General features: G+C 67.6%; 14 protein-coding genes, 1 tRNA gene and 1 pseudogene. 8 read left to right on the forward strand and 8 right to left on the reverse strand.

The genetic code is table 11. From position 1 onward, the window contains the following. Positions 1-12: 12 nt before the first annotated feature. From cobT to ACXAGF_RS17595, 3 genes are all read right to left on the reverse strand, one after another. Positions 13-1914, reverse strand: coding sequence for a cobaltochelatase subunit CobT (gene cobT / locus ACXAGF_RS17585; RefSeq protein ID WP_475018664.1), 1902 nt, complete (start codon positions 1912-1914; stop codon positions 13-15). A gap of 10 nt (positions 1915-1924) precedes the next feature. Beyond that, positions 1925-2923 (reverse strand): cobaltochelatase subunit CobS, encoded by a 999-nt coding sequence (cobS, locus tag ACXAGF_RS17590; RefSeq protein ID WP_475018665.1) that lies wholly within the window; start codon positions 2921-2923, stop codon positions 1925-1927. A 61-nt stretch (positions 2924-2984) separates the two neighbouring features. Further along, positions 2985-3617, reverse strand: coding sequence for a J domain-containing protein (locus ACXAGF_RS17595; protein WP_475019337.1), 633 nt, complete (start codon positions 3615-3617; stop codon positions 2985-2987). Positions 3618-3730: 113 nt separating this feature from the next. Here ACXAGF_RS17595 and ACXAGF_RS17600 point away from each other — a divergent pair, with 113 nt between their 5' ends. Next, on the forward strand, positions 3731-4012 hold the full coding sequence (locus ACXAGF_RS17600) for a BolA family protein (protein ID WP_475018666.1): 282 nt from the start codon (positions 3731-3733) through the stop codon (positions 4010-4012). A 16-nt stretch (positions 4013-4028) separates the two neighbouring features. Here the strand turns inward: ACXAGF_RS17600 and ACXAGF_RS17605 are convergent. The 3 genes and pseudogenes from ACXAGF_RS17605 to ACXAGF_RS17615 all read right to left on the reverse strand — a co-directional run. Beyond that, positions 4029-4859 (reverse strand): annotated as a pseudogene (locus ACXAGF_RS17605) (transporter associated domain-containing protein); the annotation flags it as partial. Between the two features lie 14 nt (positions 4860-4873). Continuing rightward, positions 4874-6004, reverse strand: a complete 1131-nt coding sequence (gene aroB / locus ACXAGF_RS17610; protein ID WP_475018667.1) for a 3-dehydroquinate synthase — start codon at positions 6002-6004, stop codon at positions 4874-4876. Positions 6005-6009: 5 nt separating this feature from the next. Then, positions 6010-6579 (reverse strand): shikimate kinase, encoded by a 570-nt coding sequence (locus ACXAGF_RS17615; protein WP_475018668.1) that lies wholly within the window; start codon positions 6577-6579, stop codon positions 6010-6012. Positions 6580-6726: 147 nt separating this feature from the next. On the opposite strand from ACXAGF_RS17615, the gene ACXAGF_RS17620 reads away from it, so the two are divergent. The 5 genes from ACXAGF_RS17620 (at position 6727) to ACXAGF_RS17640 (ending at position 10812) form a co-directional block, all read left to right on the forward strand. Further along, complete coding sequence (locus ACXAGF_RS17620; protein ID WP_475018669.1) at positions 6727-6873, forward strand: hypothetical protein; 147 nt, start codon at positions 6727-6729, stop codon at positions 6871-6873. Then, the gene (locus ACXAGF_RS17625) at positions 6870-7820 is read left to right on the forward strand and encodes a site-specific tyrosine recombinase XerD (RefSeq protein ID WP_475018670.1); all 951 of its coding nucleotides are present in this window, start codon (positions 6870-6872) and stop codon (positions 7818-7820) included. The genes ACXAGF_RS17620 and ACXAGF_RS17625 overlap by 4 nt, the downstream gene beginning before the upstream one ends. Before the next feature lie 75 nt (positions 7821-7895). Then, positions 7896-8849, forward strand: a complete 954-nt coding sequence (locus ACXAGF_RS17630; RefSeq protein ID WP_475018671.1) for an acetyl-CoA carboxylase carboxyltransferase subunit alpha — start codon at positions 7896-7898, stop codon at positions 8847-8849. Between the two features lie 206 nt (positions 8850-9055). Then, a complete protein-coding gene (locus ACXAGF_RS17635; RefSeq protein ID WP_475018672.1) occupies positions 9056-10579 on the forward strand; it encodes a L,D-transpeptidase family protein in 1524 nt (507 codons plus the stop codon). Beyond that, the gene (locus ACXAGF_RS17640) at positions 10576-10812 is read left to right on the forward strand and encodes a sulfurtransferase TusA family protein (RefSeq protein WP_475018673.1); all 237 of its coding nucleotides are present in this window, start codon (positions 10576-10578) and stop codon (positions 10810-10812) included. The genes ACXAGF_RS17635 and ACXAGF_RS17640 overlap by 4 nt, the downstream gene beginning before the upstream one ends. Before the next feature lie 65 nt (positions 10813-10877). Here the strand turns inward: ACXAGF_RS17640 and ACXAGF_RS17645 are convergent, their stop codons facing one another. Both ACXAGF_RS17645 and ACXAGF_RS17650 read right to left on the reverse strand, forming a co-directional pair. After that, positions 10878-12062 carry a CobW family GTP-binding protein gene (locus ACXAGF_RS17645; protein ID WP_475018674.1) on the reverse strand — a complete coding sequence of 395 codons (1185 nt, stop codon included), beginning with the start codon at positions 12060-12062 and terminating at the stop codon, positions 10878-10880. 13 nt (positions 12063-12075) lie between these two features. Beyond that, positions 12076-13170 (reverse strand): D-alanyl-D-alanine carboxypeptidase family protein, encoded by a 1095-nt coding sequence (locus tag ACXAGF_RS17650; RefSeq protein WP_475019338.1) that lies wholly within the window; start codon positions 13168-13170, stop codon positions 12076-12078. A gap of 146 nt (positions 13171-13316) precedes the next feature. Between ACXAGF_RS17650 and ACXAGF_RS17655 the strand changes: the two genes are divergently transcribed. Together ACXAGF_RS17655 and ACXAGF_RS17660 are read left to right on the forward strand one after the other, a co-directional pair. Continuing rightward, positions 13317-14477: a M20 aminoacylase family protein gene (locus ACXAGF_RS17655; RefSeq protein WP_475018675.1), complete on the forward strand. Its 1161-nt coding sequence runs from the start codon at positions 13317-13319 to the stop codon at positions 14475-14477. Positions 14478-14602: 125 nt separating this feature from the next. Beyond that, a tRNA-Arg gene (locus ACXAGF_RS17660) sits at positions 14603-14679 on the forward strand. Positions 14680-14701 lie beyond the last annotated feature (22 nt).

Consider the following 14701-nt stretch of genomic DNA (forward strand, 5'->3'; position numbering starts at 1 on the left):
TCGGATTGATGTTCAACTGCTGCGGCTCGGTCCGCTCGGCCGCCTGCGGCCGGAGGACACGTCTTCGAACAGCGACGCCAACTGCTCGGTCATGGCGCCGGCGAGTTCGTCGGCATCGACGATCGTCACCGCGCGGCGATAGTAGCGGGTGACGTCGTGACCGATGCCGATCGCCAGCAACTCGACCGGCGAGCGCGTCTCGATCTGCTCGATCACCGCGCGCAGGTGCCGCTCCAGATAATTGCCGGGATTGACCGACAAGGTCGAATCGTCGACCGGCGCGCCATCGGAGATCATCATGAGAATGCGGCGCTGTTCGGGCCGGCCGAGAAGCCGGTTGTGGGCCCAGATCAGCGCCTCGCCGTCGATGTTTTCCTTCAGCAGCCCCTCGCGCATCATCAGCCCGAGGTTGCGGCGGGCACGCCGCCACGGCGCGTCGGCCGCCTTGTAGATGATGTGGCGCAGGTCGTTGAGCCGGCCCGGCGTCTGCGGCTTGCCGCTCGCCAGCCACGTCTCGCGCGCCTGCCCGCCCTTCCAGGCCTTGGTGGTGAAGCCCAGGATCTCGACCTTGACGCCGCAGCGCTCGAGCGTGCGCGCCAGGATGTCGGCGCAGGTGGCCGCGACCGTGATCGGCCGGCCGCGCATGGAGCCGGAATTGTCGATCAGCAGCGTGACCACGGTGTCGCGGAACTTCGTGTCCTTCTCCCGCTTGAAGGAGAGCGGCTGCATCGGGTCGATGATGATGCGCTGCAGCCGGGCCGAATCGAGGTAGCCCTCCTCGAGGTCGAACTCCCAGGAGCGGTTCTGCTGGGCCATCAGGCGGCGCTGCAGGCGGTTCGCCAGCCGGCCGACGGCGCCCTGGAGATGGGCCAGCTGCTTGTCGAGGAAGGATCGCAGGCGGTCGAGTTCGGCCTCGTCGCACAGTTCCTCGGCCGCAATCGTCTCGTCGAATTCCTGGGTGAAGACCGCGTAGTCGACCTTCTCGTTGAAGTCGCCGAAGATGCTCGGCCGACGTACCTCGCCGGGCGTCTCGCTGTCCTCGTTCTCCTCGTCGGCGAGGTCGTCGTCGGAGATCTCCGCGCCGTCCATCTCGCCCTCGTCCATCTGCTCCTGCGAGGCCTCGTTCTCCTCGGCGGGGGCGGCTTCGTCGCCGGCCTCCTCCTGGGAATCGCTATCGTCCTGCTCCTGGCTGCGCGGCTGATCCTCGTCGGTCTCGCTGTCCTGTTCGTCCGGCTCGGCCTCCTCCTCGCCGATGTCCTCGGCGACATTCATGGAGGCAAGCATGTGCCGGACCACCTTGGCGAATGCCTGCTGGTCGTTGATCGCCGCCTTCAGGCCCGGCAGGTCACCGCCGGCCTTGTCCTCGATGAAGCCGCGCCACAGGTCGAGCACCTTGCCGGCCGAGGCGGGCGCCGCCTGCCCGGTGAGCTGCTCGCGCACCAGGAGCGCGACCGCTTCCTCGAGCGGCGCGTCGGCCTGGCGGCTGATCGCGCCGAAATTGGCCCGGGTGTACTTCTCCGACAGCATCGAGCCGATATTGGCCGCCATGCCGGGCATGCGGTTGGATCCGATCGCCTCGACGCGGGCCTGCTCGACGGCGTCGAAGATGGCGCGGGCATCCGCCCCCTGGGGCGACAGCGTCGCGTGCACCCGCGCATCGTGGCAGGCTTTGCGCAGCGCCATCGAATCGCCGAGACCGCGCGTGACCGCCAGCTCCTCGCGCGAGGGACGCTTGGACAGCTCCGGCAGGCGGATGCGCTCACCGGTGAGGCCCGGCCGCTCGTTGGCGAACACGACCTCGACCTCGGCGTCGCCCGCGACCGAGCGGATGCAGCCGGTCACCGCCCGGCGGAAGGGCTCGACATCGACCGGGGCATTTGGTCTCGGCCTGGAATTGTCACCGCGCGCAGCCATGCTTCACCCGTCAGGCCGTCGCGTCCAGCACAAGATTGGCCGCGCTTTCCTTCAGTTCCACCCCGAAGGCGCGCTGGTAGTGCTCGGCGACCAGCGCCCGCTCCAGTTCGTCGCACTTGTTGAGGAAGGTGACGCGGAAGGCGAAGGCGATGTCGCCGAAGATCTCGGCGTTCTCCGCCCAGGTGATGACCGTGCGCGGGCTCATCACCGTGGACAGGTCGCCGTTGATGAAGGCGGCGCGCGTCAGGTCGGCCACCCGCACCATGCGCGAGACGGTCTCGCGGCCCTCCGGCCTGGCGGCCAGCGACTTGACCTTGGCGGCGACGATATCGACCTCGTTGTCATGCGGCAGGTAGTTCAGCGTCGTCACGATCGACCAGCGGTCCATCTGCGCCTGGTTGATCTGTTGGGTGCCGTGGTAGAGGCCGGTCGTGTCGCCGAGGCCGACCGTGTTGGCGGTGGCGAACAGGCGGAAGGCCGGATGGGGGCGGATGACGCGGCTCTGGTCGAGCAGCGTCAGGCGGCCGGAGGATTCGAGCACGCGCTGGATGACGAACATCACGTCCGGGCGGCCGGCGTCGTACTCGTCGAACACCAGCGCGACATTGTGCTGGTAGGCCCAGGGCAGGATGCCGTCCTTGAACTCGGTGACCTGCAGCCCGTCCTTGACGACGATGGCATCCTTGCCGACGAGGTCGATTCGGCTGACATGGCTGTCGAGGTTGACGCGCACGCAGGGCCAGTTCAGGCGGGCGGCGACCTGCTCGATGTGGGTGGACTTGCCGGTGCCGTGGTAGCCCGACACCATGACGCGGCGGTTGTGGGCGAAGCCGGCGAGGATGGCGAGCGTGGTCTGGCGGTCGAACAGGTAGTCGGGATCGACATCCGGCACATAGGCGTCGGCCTTGGTATAGGCGGGCACGCGGATGTCCGTATCGATGCCGAAAACCTCCCGGACCGACACCGTGGTATCCGGGAGGTTGGAAATGTCGAGATCCATCTTGCTCATAATGTCTCCGCAGCAGACGCCGCTCGCATCCGCCCTAATGTCCTGTTGCTGCCGACCTGCTCTAGCAGAAGCCGGCCTGCTTTAACAATTGATATGCCTGAATGACGGCCCGAAAGCGCTCTTCAGAGCCCCTGTCTCCGCCATTTGCGTCGGGATGGTGCTTTTTGACAAGCCCCTTGTAGGCCGACTTGATGTCCTCGGCGGTGGCAGTGGCGGAGAGGCCGAGTGTATCGAAAGCCTTCGCCTCCAGGGTCTTGAGCTTGCGTGCGCGCGGCTCCATGCGCGGTGCGCGGCCCCTGCCCTCGTTGACGAAGCCGAACGGGTCGCGAATGCGCTGCTGCGCGCCCGCGCTGCCGGAACGGACATTGCCTTGCACCGGCCCGTTCTTCGCCGACTTGTTCACGCCCATCGTCCAGGTCGGGCGATGGCCGGTGATCGCTTCCTTCTGGTAGCGCGCGATCTCCGTATCCGACAGGCCGGAGAAGTAGTTGTAGCCCTTGTTGTATTCCTTCACATGCTCGAAGCAGAACAGGAAGAACTGGCCCTCGGCGTTGCGGCCGACCGGGGCGCGGTGGGCGCCGGTCTTGTCACAGCCGTCCCACTGGCAGGTGGGCGCGACCGGCTCCGGACGCTCCACCCGGCGGCGGGTCCTGATCTGGTCGAAGAATTTGGAATCGAGTTTCATGGCGACGATTATGGAGCTGGCGAGGGGCCGCAGCAAGAATTGACAAAGCGGAATGTTGCTGGCTTGGTGGGCCCATTTTGACGCACGCAAGCCGCTGTCTTGCGCAAGGTTCAAGGTGGCAGATGTCGATGAGATCGCGGATCGAATATAGGTTGGCCGAGGCGCTCTCGCCAGAGCGGCTGGAGGTGGTCGACGAAAGCCACCTTCATGCCGGCCACAAGCCGGAATTCACCGGCGCTTCCGGGACGCACATGCGCATCCGCGTCGTCTCGGCCCGGTTCGCCGGCGTCGGCCGGGTGGCTCGCCACCGGATGGTCAACGCCCTGCTGCAGGAGGAGTTCGACGCCGGCCTGCATGCACTTGCGATCGAGGCCGCCGCCCCCGGTGAGCCGATGCGCTGGTAGCGGCCGCCCGCCTGCTCTAGGCCGGCCCGGCCGCCCCGTCGGCGGGGCGGATGCGCAGCTTGGTGATCCGGTTCTTCACCCGCTTCATGACGATGAAGCGCTTGCCGTGGAAGGTGAACGCCTGCCGCTCCTCGGGGATCGACTTCGATTCGTGGATGACCAGCCCGGCGATCGTCGTCGCCTCCTCGTCCGGCAATTCCCAGTCGAGCGCGCGGTTCAGGTCACGGATCGCCACGCCGCCGTCGACCACGATCGAGCCGTCCGCCTCCCGCCGCACACCCTGGATGTCGATGTCGTGCTCGTCGGAGATGTCGCCGACGATCTCGTCGAGGATGTCCTCCATCGTCACGAGGCCCTGCACCTCGCCGTATTCGTCGACGACGATGGCCAGGTGCATCTTGCGCCGCAGGAAGGCGTTGAGCTGGTCCTTGAGGCTGGTCGTGTCGGGTACGAACCAGGGCTTGTCCGCGACCCTGGCAATGTCGACCGTGGTCGGAGTCGTCCCCGGCTCGGCCAGCGCGCGGAACAGGTCCTTGGCGTGGACGACGCCGATGATGTCGTCGGTCGAGCCGCGCCAGAGCGGCATGCGCGTGAACGGGCTTTCGAGCACGGCCCGCACGATCGTCTCCGGCGGATCGTCGGCATTGAGGCTGCGCATGGCGGTGCGGTGGACCATGACGTCGGACACTTCCAGCTCGTCGAGCTCGGCCTTGCCGGCGCTCCGGTCCGGCCGCGCGATCTCGCGCGCGGCAAGATCGATCTGGCTGCGCGCGTCGCCCGGCGCCGGCAGGAGCGTGGCATCCCGCGCGGGCTTCAGGCCAAACAGCCCGAACAACCGATGCAGCATATCGATGCGCGGGCTCATCGCGGGTGCTTGTCTCTCAGGAAGCCCAACACCGCGGACGCCGGCACGTCATCGGCGACGAAGGACTGGCCGATGCCGCGGGTGAGGATGAAGGTCAGCTTGCCCCCCTTCACCTTCTTGTCCTGTGCGATCGCGTCCATCAACACCTCCACCGGCGGCAACTCGCCGGGAATGGCGTCCATCGCCACCGGCAGGCCGACCTCCTTCAGGTGCGCCTCGACCCGGCGCGCGTCGTCCGGGCTGGCGAGGTTCATGCGCGCGGAGAACTGGTGGGCGAGCACCATGCCGATGGCCACCCCCTCGCCGTGGACGAGGCGACGGCTGTCATACCCGGTCGCCGCCTCGAGTGCGTGACCGAAGGTGTGGCCGAGATTGAGCAGCGCCCGCAACCCGTTCTCGCGCTCGTCGGCGGCAACCACGTCCGCCTTCGCCTGGCAACTGGCGGCGATCGCCTCGATGCGGGCGGCGCCCCCGGCAAAGATCTCGCGCCAGTGGCCCTCCAGCCAGGCGAAGAATTGCGGCTTGTCGATCAGCCCGTATTTCGCCACCTCCGCATAGCCGGCGCGGAATTCGCGCGGCGACAGCGTGTCGAGCACGTCGCTGTCGGCCAGCACGAGGTCCGGCTGGTGGAACACGCCGATCAGGTTCTTGCCGTGGCGCGAGTTGATGCCGGTCTTGCCGCCGACCGAGGAATCGACCTGGGCCAGCAGCGACGTCGGCACCTGGACGAAGCGCGACCCGCGCCGCACGATACCGGCGGCAAAGCCGGTGAGGTCGCCGATGACGCCGCCGCCGAGCGCGACGACCGCGTCGTTGCGTTCGATGCGCGCGGCGAGCACGCCGTCGCACACCGCCATCAGCTGTTCGAAGCTCTTCGTCTTTTCGCCGGCCGGCAGCACCTGCGCCACCGCCTCGATCCCGGCCCTTGCCAGCGACTGCATGAACGGCTCGAGATAGAGCGGGGCGACCTGCTCGTCCGTCACCACCGCGACGCGGCGCCCCTTGAGGCGCGCGCCGATCTCGGTGCCGGCGGCGCCAATCAGGCCCGGGCCGATCAGGATGTCGTAGGCACGGTCGCCGAGTTCGACTCGGACGGTGCGCCGGCTTTCGGAAGGGGAGGTGTTCATGCGGTTCACTTCTCGTCCTTGCTGGCGACGACGGCGGCCAGCACCTCGTCGACCATCACTTCCTTCCTGACGTCGCGCGAATGCACCGTCAGGTCGGCCTCCGCATAGAGCGGATAGCGTGCGTTCATCAGGTTTTCGAGCGTCTGCCGCGGGTTCTCGGTCTTCAGCAGCGGGCGTGTGTCGCGCTTGTTGACCCGCTCCCAGAGCACGTCGAGATCGGCCTTCAGCCAGACCGTCAGCCCGCCCGCCTTGATGTAGCGGCGCGTGCGCTCGTTGACGAAGGCGCCACCGCCGGTGGAGACCACGCGCGGCCCGCTGCGCAGCAGGCGCTTCAGCACCCGCCCCTCGAGCGCCCGGAACTCGTCCTCGCCGTAGGTTGCGAACAGGTCGGTGATCGACATGCGCGAGACGCGCTCGATCTCGTGGTCGGAATCGATGAAGGGCACGGAGAGTGCCTGCGCCACCAGCCGGCCGATCGCCGACTTGCCGGCGCCCATCAGCCCGACCAGCACGAGGTTGCGCTTGCCGAGAACCGCCCGTGCCTGCTGCACGAGCTCCGGAGGGGCAGTTTCCATCAGGCCGATCATCGGGAGTTTCCGGTTGTTGCTGCCTCCGGTATCGGCAAAAGCGGCCAAAGCGTCAAGTGTTTGAACCGCCTGACACCGCCTTGCGCTTGCGCCGGCGCGGGGCGATATAGAGCGGAGACATCCACGGAGTGCGCAATGCCCACCCTCTTTCGCTTCCTGTTCTTCTGCGCCGTCGTTGCCGGATTGATCTACGGGGCGATGGTCGCGCTCGTCACCTTCGTCGAGCCGCGCCCGCGCGATGTCACCATCCGCATCCCCTCCGAGCGGGTCAACCAGCCATGACGGACCGTTCGGCGATCCGGATCGAGGCATTTCTGGAAATGATGAGCGCCGAACGCGGCGCGGCGGTGAACACGCTGTCCTCCTACGAGCGTGACCTCGAGGATGCGCGTTCCTTCCTGTCCGGGCGCAAGGTCGCCATGACCGAGGCCGCGTCCGACGATCTGCGCGCCTATCTCGGCCACCTCGCGCGTCAGGGCTTCAAGGCGTCCTCGCAGGCGCGCCGGCTGTCGGCGCTGCGACAGTTCTACAAGTTCCTCTATGCCGAGGGCCTGCGCGCCGACGACCCGACCGGGATCCTCGACGCGCCGCGCAAGGAGCGGCCGCTGCCGAAGACGCTGTCGGTCGACGCCGTCACGCGGCTGTTGGGTCTGGCCGTGGAAGAGGCGGGGCAGCCGGGGCCGGACCGGCTCGCCCGGCTGCGCATGCATACCCTGGTGGAACTGCTCTACGCCACCGGCATGCGCGTCAGCGAACTGGTCTCGCTGCCCGCCACCGTGCTCGCGCAGAACGGCCGCTTCATCGTTGTCCGGGGCAAGGGCAGCAAGGAGCGGCTCGTGCCGCTGTCGCGCTCGGCGGTCGCCGCCCTTCAGGCCTACGGTGCGGCGCTGGCCGAGCGCGCCGGACGGGAGGAGGCGCCGGACAGTCCCTTCCTGTTTCCCGCCGCGAGCAAGGAGGGTCATCTGCCGCGGCAGGTGTTCGCCCGCGACCTGAAGGCACTGGCCGCACGGGCGGGAATCCGGGCCGCCACGCTGTCGCCGCACGTTCTGCGCCACGCCTTCGCCAGCCACCTGCTGGCGAACGGCGCCGACCTGCGCGCGGTGCAGGAACTGCTCGGGCATTCCGACATTTCAACCACCCAGATCTATACCCACGTGCTAGAAGAGCGCCTGCACCGTCTGGTTCAGGACCATCACCCCCTTGCCAAACAGGCAAAAAAGCCGGATTAGAGGCCCCCATTCCGCCGTCGTGCCTTGCGAGAACGGCCGACGGACAGTTGGAGCAAACGATCGGAACCGCATCTCATGCACAATTACCTCGACTTCGAAAAACCCATCTCGGACCTCGAAGGCAAGATTCACGAGCTGCGCAAGCTCGCCGAGGAAGACGAGAGCATCGACACGTCGGACGAAGTCGGCCGGCTTGAGGCGCGCGCCCGCGAAGCCATGGTGGACATCTATTCCAAGCTGACGCCGTGGCAGAAGACCCAGGTTGCCCGCCATCCGCAGCGCCCGCACTTCCTCGACTACGCCGACAAGCTGTTCGAGGAGTTCACCCCGCTGGCCGGCGACCGCAAGTTTGCCGAGGACGAGGCGATCCAGGCCGGCCTCGGCCGGTTCCGCGGCCAGTCCGTCGCCATCATCGGCCAGGAAAAGGGCAACGACACCAAGTCGCGCCTGAGGCACAATTTCGGCAGCGCCCGCCCCGAAGGCTACCGCAAGGCGATCCGAGTGATGGAAATGGCCGATCGCTTCGGCCTGCCGGTCATCACGCTGGTCGATACCGCCGGCGCCTACCCGGGCATCGGCGCCGAGGAGCGCGGCCAGGCCGAGGCGATCGCACGCTCGACCGAGATGTGCCTCAACGTGCGCGTGCCGATCGTTTCCGTCATTCTCGGCGAGGGCGGCTCCGGCGGGGCGATCGCGATCGCCACCGGCGACCGCGTCTACATGCTGCAGCACGCGATCTACAGCGTCATCTCGCCGGAAGGCGCGGCCTCCATCCTCTGGCGCGATTCCACCCGCGCGAAGGAGGCGGCCAGCAACATGAAGATCACTGCCGACGACCTCAAGGCGCTTGGCGTGATCGACGGCATCATCACCGAGCCGGTCGGCGGTGCCCATCGCGACCCGGACGCGGTGATCTCCGCCACCGGCAACGTCGTGGCCGAGGCACTGCGCGAGTTGTCGGCCAAGCCCGGCGACCAGTTGCGTCGCGACCGGCGCCAGCGCTACCTCAACATCGGCCGGCAACTCTGAGCGGAGTTTTGTCCGCAGGCACACCGATTTTGCGGGGACGGCGGGAATATGGCCAAATCTTGGACATATTCCCGTGGTTTCAGCGTAGCCACAGATCGCGAGTTGCGCGAGCGACTTCCCGCTAACGCTTGGTTAAGTATAAACGGGTATGATTCCGCGTCCGCCGTCCCGGACGTCGTGCCTATCAGATTTGTTGGACCTGACGCATGCGCTTAAAGGTACTCGCCGCCGTTTCCGTTCTCGCCCTGGCCCTGGCCGGCTGCACCAACGACACGCTCGACACCGTCGGCGTCGACGTCAAGAAGGTGTCGAACAAGACCCAGTACCAGCTGTCCGGCCAGGTCGTCTCGAAGATGGCCTCGCTCAACATCGACCGCCATTCGCCGTTGATGCTGCGCATCTTCAAGGAGGAAGGCACGCTCGAGGTCTGGAAGGCCGACCGCTCCAACCGCTTCCAGATGATCAAGAGCTACAACGTCTGCGCCTGGTCCGGAAAGCTGGGGCCGAAGGTGAAGGAAGGCGACCGGCAGGCGCCGGAAGGCTTCTACCCGCTCGGCCCGCAGCACATGAATCCGAACTCGAAATACTACCTGGCGATCAACACCGGCTTTCCCAACCGTTACGACCAGGCGAACGCGCGCACCGGCTCCGACCTGATGATCCACGGCGCCTGCTCCTCGTCGGGGTGCTACTCGATGACCGACGAGCAGATGATCGAGATCTTCGCCTTCGCCCGCGACGCCTTCAAGGGCGGCCAGAAGACGATCCAGCTCCAGGCCTTCCCCTTCCGCATGACGGCGGAGAACATGGCGCGCCACCGCGACAATCCGCACATCGAATTCTGGAAGATGCTCAAGGTGGGCTACGACCATTTCCACCTCACCAAGCGTCCGCCCGAGGTTGCCGTCTGTGACGCGAGGTACGTGTTCAACCAGCAGACGGCCGATGGCAGCCCCTTCGCCGGCGCCAGCCAGTGCCCGGCGACGACGACCCCGCCGCAATTGCTGGCCGCGCTGAACGCCCATGACAAGACCTATGCGGCGCAGTACGCCAAGGCGATGAAGAAATACGAGGGCACGGTCTGGCTGGAGCCGAGCGAGGCCCAGCGCAAGGCCATCGTCGCCGACAAGCGCAAGGGGCGCGAGCTTGCCTATGCCCCCACCGGCAATTCGATCGACGCCGGCAAGCTGATGAGCCTGCGCGACATAGAGGCCGAGAAGAAGAAGGCCGAGGAAGCCGCGCAGCGCAAGATCGAGATGGCCGAGAAGGCCCGGCAGGAAGAAGAAGCACGCAAGGCGGCCGAACTGCAGAAGCTCGCCGATGACGTCGCCACCGCGAAGGCCGAGCAGAAGACAGGCCAGGTCGGTGTGGCCGTTCCGGGCAGCAACCCCGGCGCCGCCACGGCCGAGCCCCCGGCCGCAGCCGCGGCCGATGCCAAACCGTTCTGGAAGCTGTGGTCGAGCAGGAGCAGCGCCGCGACCGGGGCCGCCGGCGCTGCCGCGGCAACCGCCGCCCCGCAACGGCCGCAGCAGCAGCCGGAGCCGCAGGCTCAGGCCGCCACGGCCGGCGCGCCCGCGGACGTGCCCGCGCCGCAGCCAGCCCCTCAGGACGAAGCTGCCGCGCAGACCGGCACAGTTGGCGACGGCACCTCGCTGACCGCGCCGAGCCCGCAGGCGACCGCCGATGCCGGCGGCAAGGCGCCGTTCTGGAAGTTCTGGAAGAGGCAATGACGCTGCCGGCTGCGACCGAGGTCTACGACCTCAGGGGGCTGAAGTGCCCCCTGCCGGTGCTGAAGACGAAGAAGAAGCTGGAGCCGCTCGCCGCCGGCGCCATGCTCTGGATCGAAACGACCGATCCTCTGGCGGTCATCGACATCCCGCACTTCTGCAACGAGCATGGCCACACGCTCGAGGCGAGCGAGAAGACCGAGGCCGGCCACCGCTTCCTGATCCGCAAGGGCTGAAAACGCCGCAACGTCAGATTCCGCGGCTGCAGGAAGAGCGCCGACGCCTCCGCCGCCCGCCGCCGTCAGCGCATCTTCAGCCCCGGCACAGCAAGCGGATTGTCCTCGAGCGCCGCCCGGTCGGGCCGGTCCACGCGCGGCGTGCCGACGAAGGCGTCGAACAGGTCGCGCACGAAGGATTCCGGCAGGTCCCGGGTGATCAGAACCATGCGCGTGCGCCGGTCGGACGGGTCCGGCCAGGCGGCGAGCCGCTCCGGCGGGTGGAACACCGACTGGACGCCGTGCAGCACCAGCGGCCGGTCCGGATGCTCCGTCACCGCCACGATCGCCTTCATTCGCAGCAGCCTGTCGCCATGGGCCGACCGCAGCAGATCGACGAACATGTCGAGCGCCATCGCGTCGATCGGCCGGTCGTGCAGGATCGAGTAGGAGCGGATGCTGGCGCTGTGGCGCGTCACGTCATGGGCGTGCTGATGCGGGTTGGCATGGTCGCCGTGGTGATGGTGATGGCCGTGATCGTGGTGCGGATGCCCATGCGCGTGACCGTGATCGTGATCGGCATGGGCGTCGTGCCGGCCCTCGTCGCGCAGCCAGCGATCGACGTCGGCGATCTTGGAGCCCGGATCGTAGAGACCGCAGGCGAGCAGCCCCGGCCCGGTCTGCGCCTGCTCGTCGCCGTCGACGAACGCCGCCCGCGGGTTCAGCTCAAGGAGCGCCTGCCGCAGCGGCGCGAGCGCCGCCTCGTCCGCAAGCCGGGCCTTCGTCAGCACCAGCCGGTCGGCCACGGCGACCTGCTTGACCGATTCCGGGTGCTGGGCCAGTGTCGCGACACCGTTGACCGCATCGACGAGGGTGATCACGCCGTCGAGCCGGAACGAATGGGCGATGACCGGATGGCCGATCACCGCCTGGATCACCGGCGCCGGATCGGCGAGCCCGGTGGTCTCGATGACGACGCGCCGGAGCGGACGGATACGGCCGGTCTGCATGCGATCCATCAGGTCGGCGAGCGTGTCGACCAGTTCGCCGCGGACGGTGCAGCACAGGCACCCGTCGGACAGTTCGATGATGCCGTCGCCGGACCGCTCCACCAGCAGATGATCGATGCCGACCTCGCCGAATTCGTTGATGACGACGGCCGTGTCGGTGAGTTCCGGGTGCTTCAGCAGCCGGTTCAGGAGGGTTGTCTTTCCGGCACCGAGAAAGCCGGTCAGGATGGTGACCGGGACGGTGTGATCAGCGGCGGACATGGGACTTTCCTGTTCAGAAGGACGGCCGGGGAACCGGGATCGGCACGTTCGCGGCCGCGTCGCCATCGCCGATGGAGGCCTGCTCGTTGGTGCCCGCCTTGGCCGCCCCGCCGGCGATCAGGCCGGCGAAGACGTAGCGCGGCGGCCGGTTCATCTCGCGGATATAGGGCGACAGCAGCTTTTGCCGTCCGGCCTCGTCGCGGCCCTCGCTGCGCACCTTGGCGGCGTGCTTGCTGCAGATCTCCTTGGAAATGTCGGTGACCTCGGTCGTGTTGCCGTAGGGCGCGAGCCCGCCGAGGCTCGGCCCACCGCCGCGTTCGGTCAGCCCCTTCTGCAGCATGCGGGCCGACTCGTCCGCGCGCGCACCGAGGCTGGCCTCGCCGAGCACGACCGAAACGACACTGCGCCCGCCCCGGGTGGCCGAGGACACCTGGTTGAAGCCGGAGGCGCAGATGAAGCCGGTCTTCATGCCGTCGGCCCCATCGAACCGGCCGATCAGCATGTTGTAGTTGGCATAGTTCTTCTTGCCGGTGGTGAACCCCTCGAGCGCGAAATAGGGGGCGTACTGGGGGAACTCGCGCTTCAGCGTCACGGCGAGCACCGCCAGGTCGCGCGCGGTCGTGTACTGTCCCTTGCCGGGCAGGCCGTTGGGGTTGACGAAGCGCGAGGAGCTCATGCCGATACGGGCCGCTTCGGCGTTCATGCGCCCGACGAAGGCCTGCTCCGACCCGGCGACCGCCTCGGCGATGGCGACCGACACGTCGTTCGCCGACTTCACCAGCATGATCTTCAGCGCGCTGTCGAGCGTCAGCGCCTGTCCCGGCTTGAAGTACATCTTGCTCGCCGGCTCAGCCGCGGCGTGCTTGGACATCACCACCGGCGTCTCGAGCGTGATCTGGCCGGCCTTGATCGCGCGGAACACGGTGTAGGCGGTCATCAGCTTCGTCAGCGAGGCGGGATACCATTTGCGGAAGGCGTCGCGATGCTCGATCACCTTCAGCGTGTTGACGTCGACGAGCAGGCGCGGCCCGCTGTCGGCCAGGGCTGTGCCCGCCAGAAGGGAGATTGCAACCGCGGCTGCTCCAACGCGGGACGCCTTGCGGCGCATGAACCGTGCAATTGTCTGCAAGGGCCTGTCCTCGGAAATTCGGGAGTTGTCTCGTTTGCTCCGCCTATTTAGCCTATATGGCATGCTGATGGCAAAGGCCTCGACCGATCCCCTGCCGATTTTCGGCCGCAACACAGGAAAAGCGCATGCCCATTTTGAACCGCGCCGCGGAACTGCAGGACGAGATCGCCGGCTGGCGCCGCCAGATTCATCAGCACCCCGAGACGATGTTTGCGGTGGAGAAGACCGCGGCCTTCGTCGCCGACAAGCTGCGGGCGTTCGGTGTCGACGAGGTGGTGACCGGCATCGGCCGCACCGGCGTCGTCGGCTTGATCCGCGGGCGCGGGCCGGGCCGCACGATCGGCCTGCGCGCCGACATGGACGCGCTGCCGATCGTCGAGGCCTCCGGCAAGCCCTGGGCCTCGACCGTGCCCGGCAAGATGCACGCCTGCGGCCATGACGGCCACACCGCCATGCTGCTCGGCGCGGCGAAGTACCTCGCCGAGACGCGCAACTTCGACGGCAGCGTCGCGGTCATCTTCCAGCCGGCCGAGGAGGGCGGCGGCGGCGGCCGCGAGATGGTCAGGGACGGCATGATGGAGCGCTTCGCCATCGCGGAGGTATACGGCATGCACAACATGCCGGGCATGCCGGTCGGCCGCTTCGGCATACGCCCCGGAGCGATCATGGCGGCGACGGACGAGTTCGAGATCACGGTGAAGGGACGCGGCGGCCACGCCGCCCAGCCGCACCGGACGATCGACCCGATCGTCGTCGGCGCACAGCTCGTGACCGCGCTGCAGACGCTGGTCGCGCGCAGCACCGACCCGGTCGATTCGCTGGTGGTCTCGGTGACCAAGTTCAACGCCGGCTTCGCCCACAACGTCATCCCCGAGGAGGCCAAGCTCGCCGGCACGGTGCGCACGCTGAGCCCCCAGGTACGCGACGAGGCCGAAAGCCGCCTGCGCCAGCTCTGTGCCGGCACCGGCGCCGCCCACGGCGCCGAGATCGGCGTGCGCTACCAGCGCAACTACCCGGTCGTGATCAACCACGAGACCGAAACCGGGCACGCTGTGGCGGTCGCCACCACCATCGCCGGGGCCGGCAACGTCGACGCGGCTCTCAGCCCGATGATGGGCGGCGAGGACTTCGCCTACATGCTGGAGGCGCGCCCCGGCGCGTTCATCTTCATGGGCAATGGCGACAGCGCCGGCCTGCACCACCCGGCCTACGACTTCAACGACGACGCCATCCCGCACGGCGTCAGCTACTGGGTCAAGCTGGCCGAGGCACGGCTGACGGCATAGGCTTTGCGCCGCCCGCCCGCCGCGCCCTTCAGAGCCACCGGCTAGGCATCGGCGCCGCGACGGCCGCGCCTCTCGCGGAAAACCACTTGGCTTCGCGCGCCGGCTTTTGTATGGGTTCTGTCAGTGGTCCCGTAGCTCAGCAGGATAGAGCATCAGATTCCTAATCTGAGGGTCCCGCGTTCGAATCGCGGCGGGATCACCAATAATCTCAAATAGTTAAACCA

Source organism: Mycoplana sp. ABR4_002 (genome assembly GCF_056159645.1).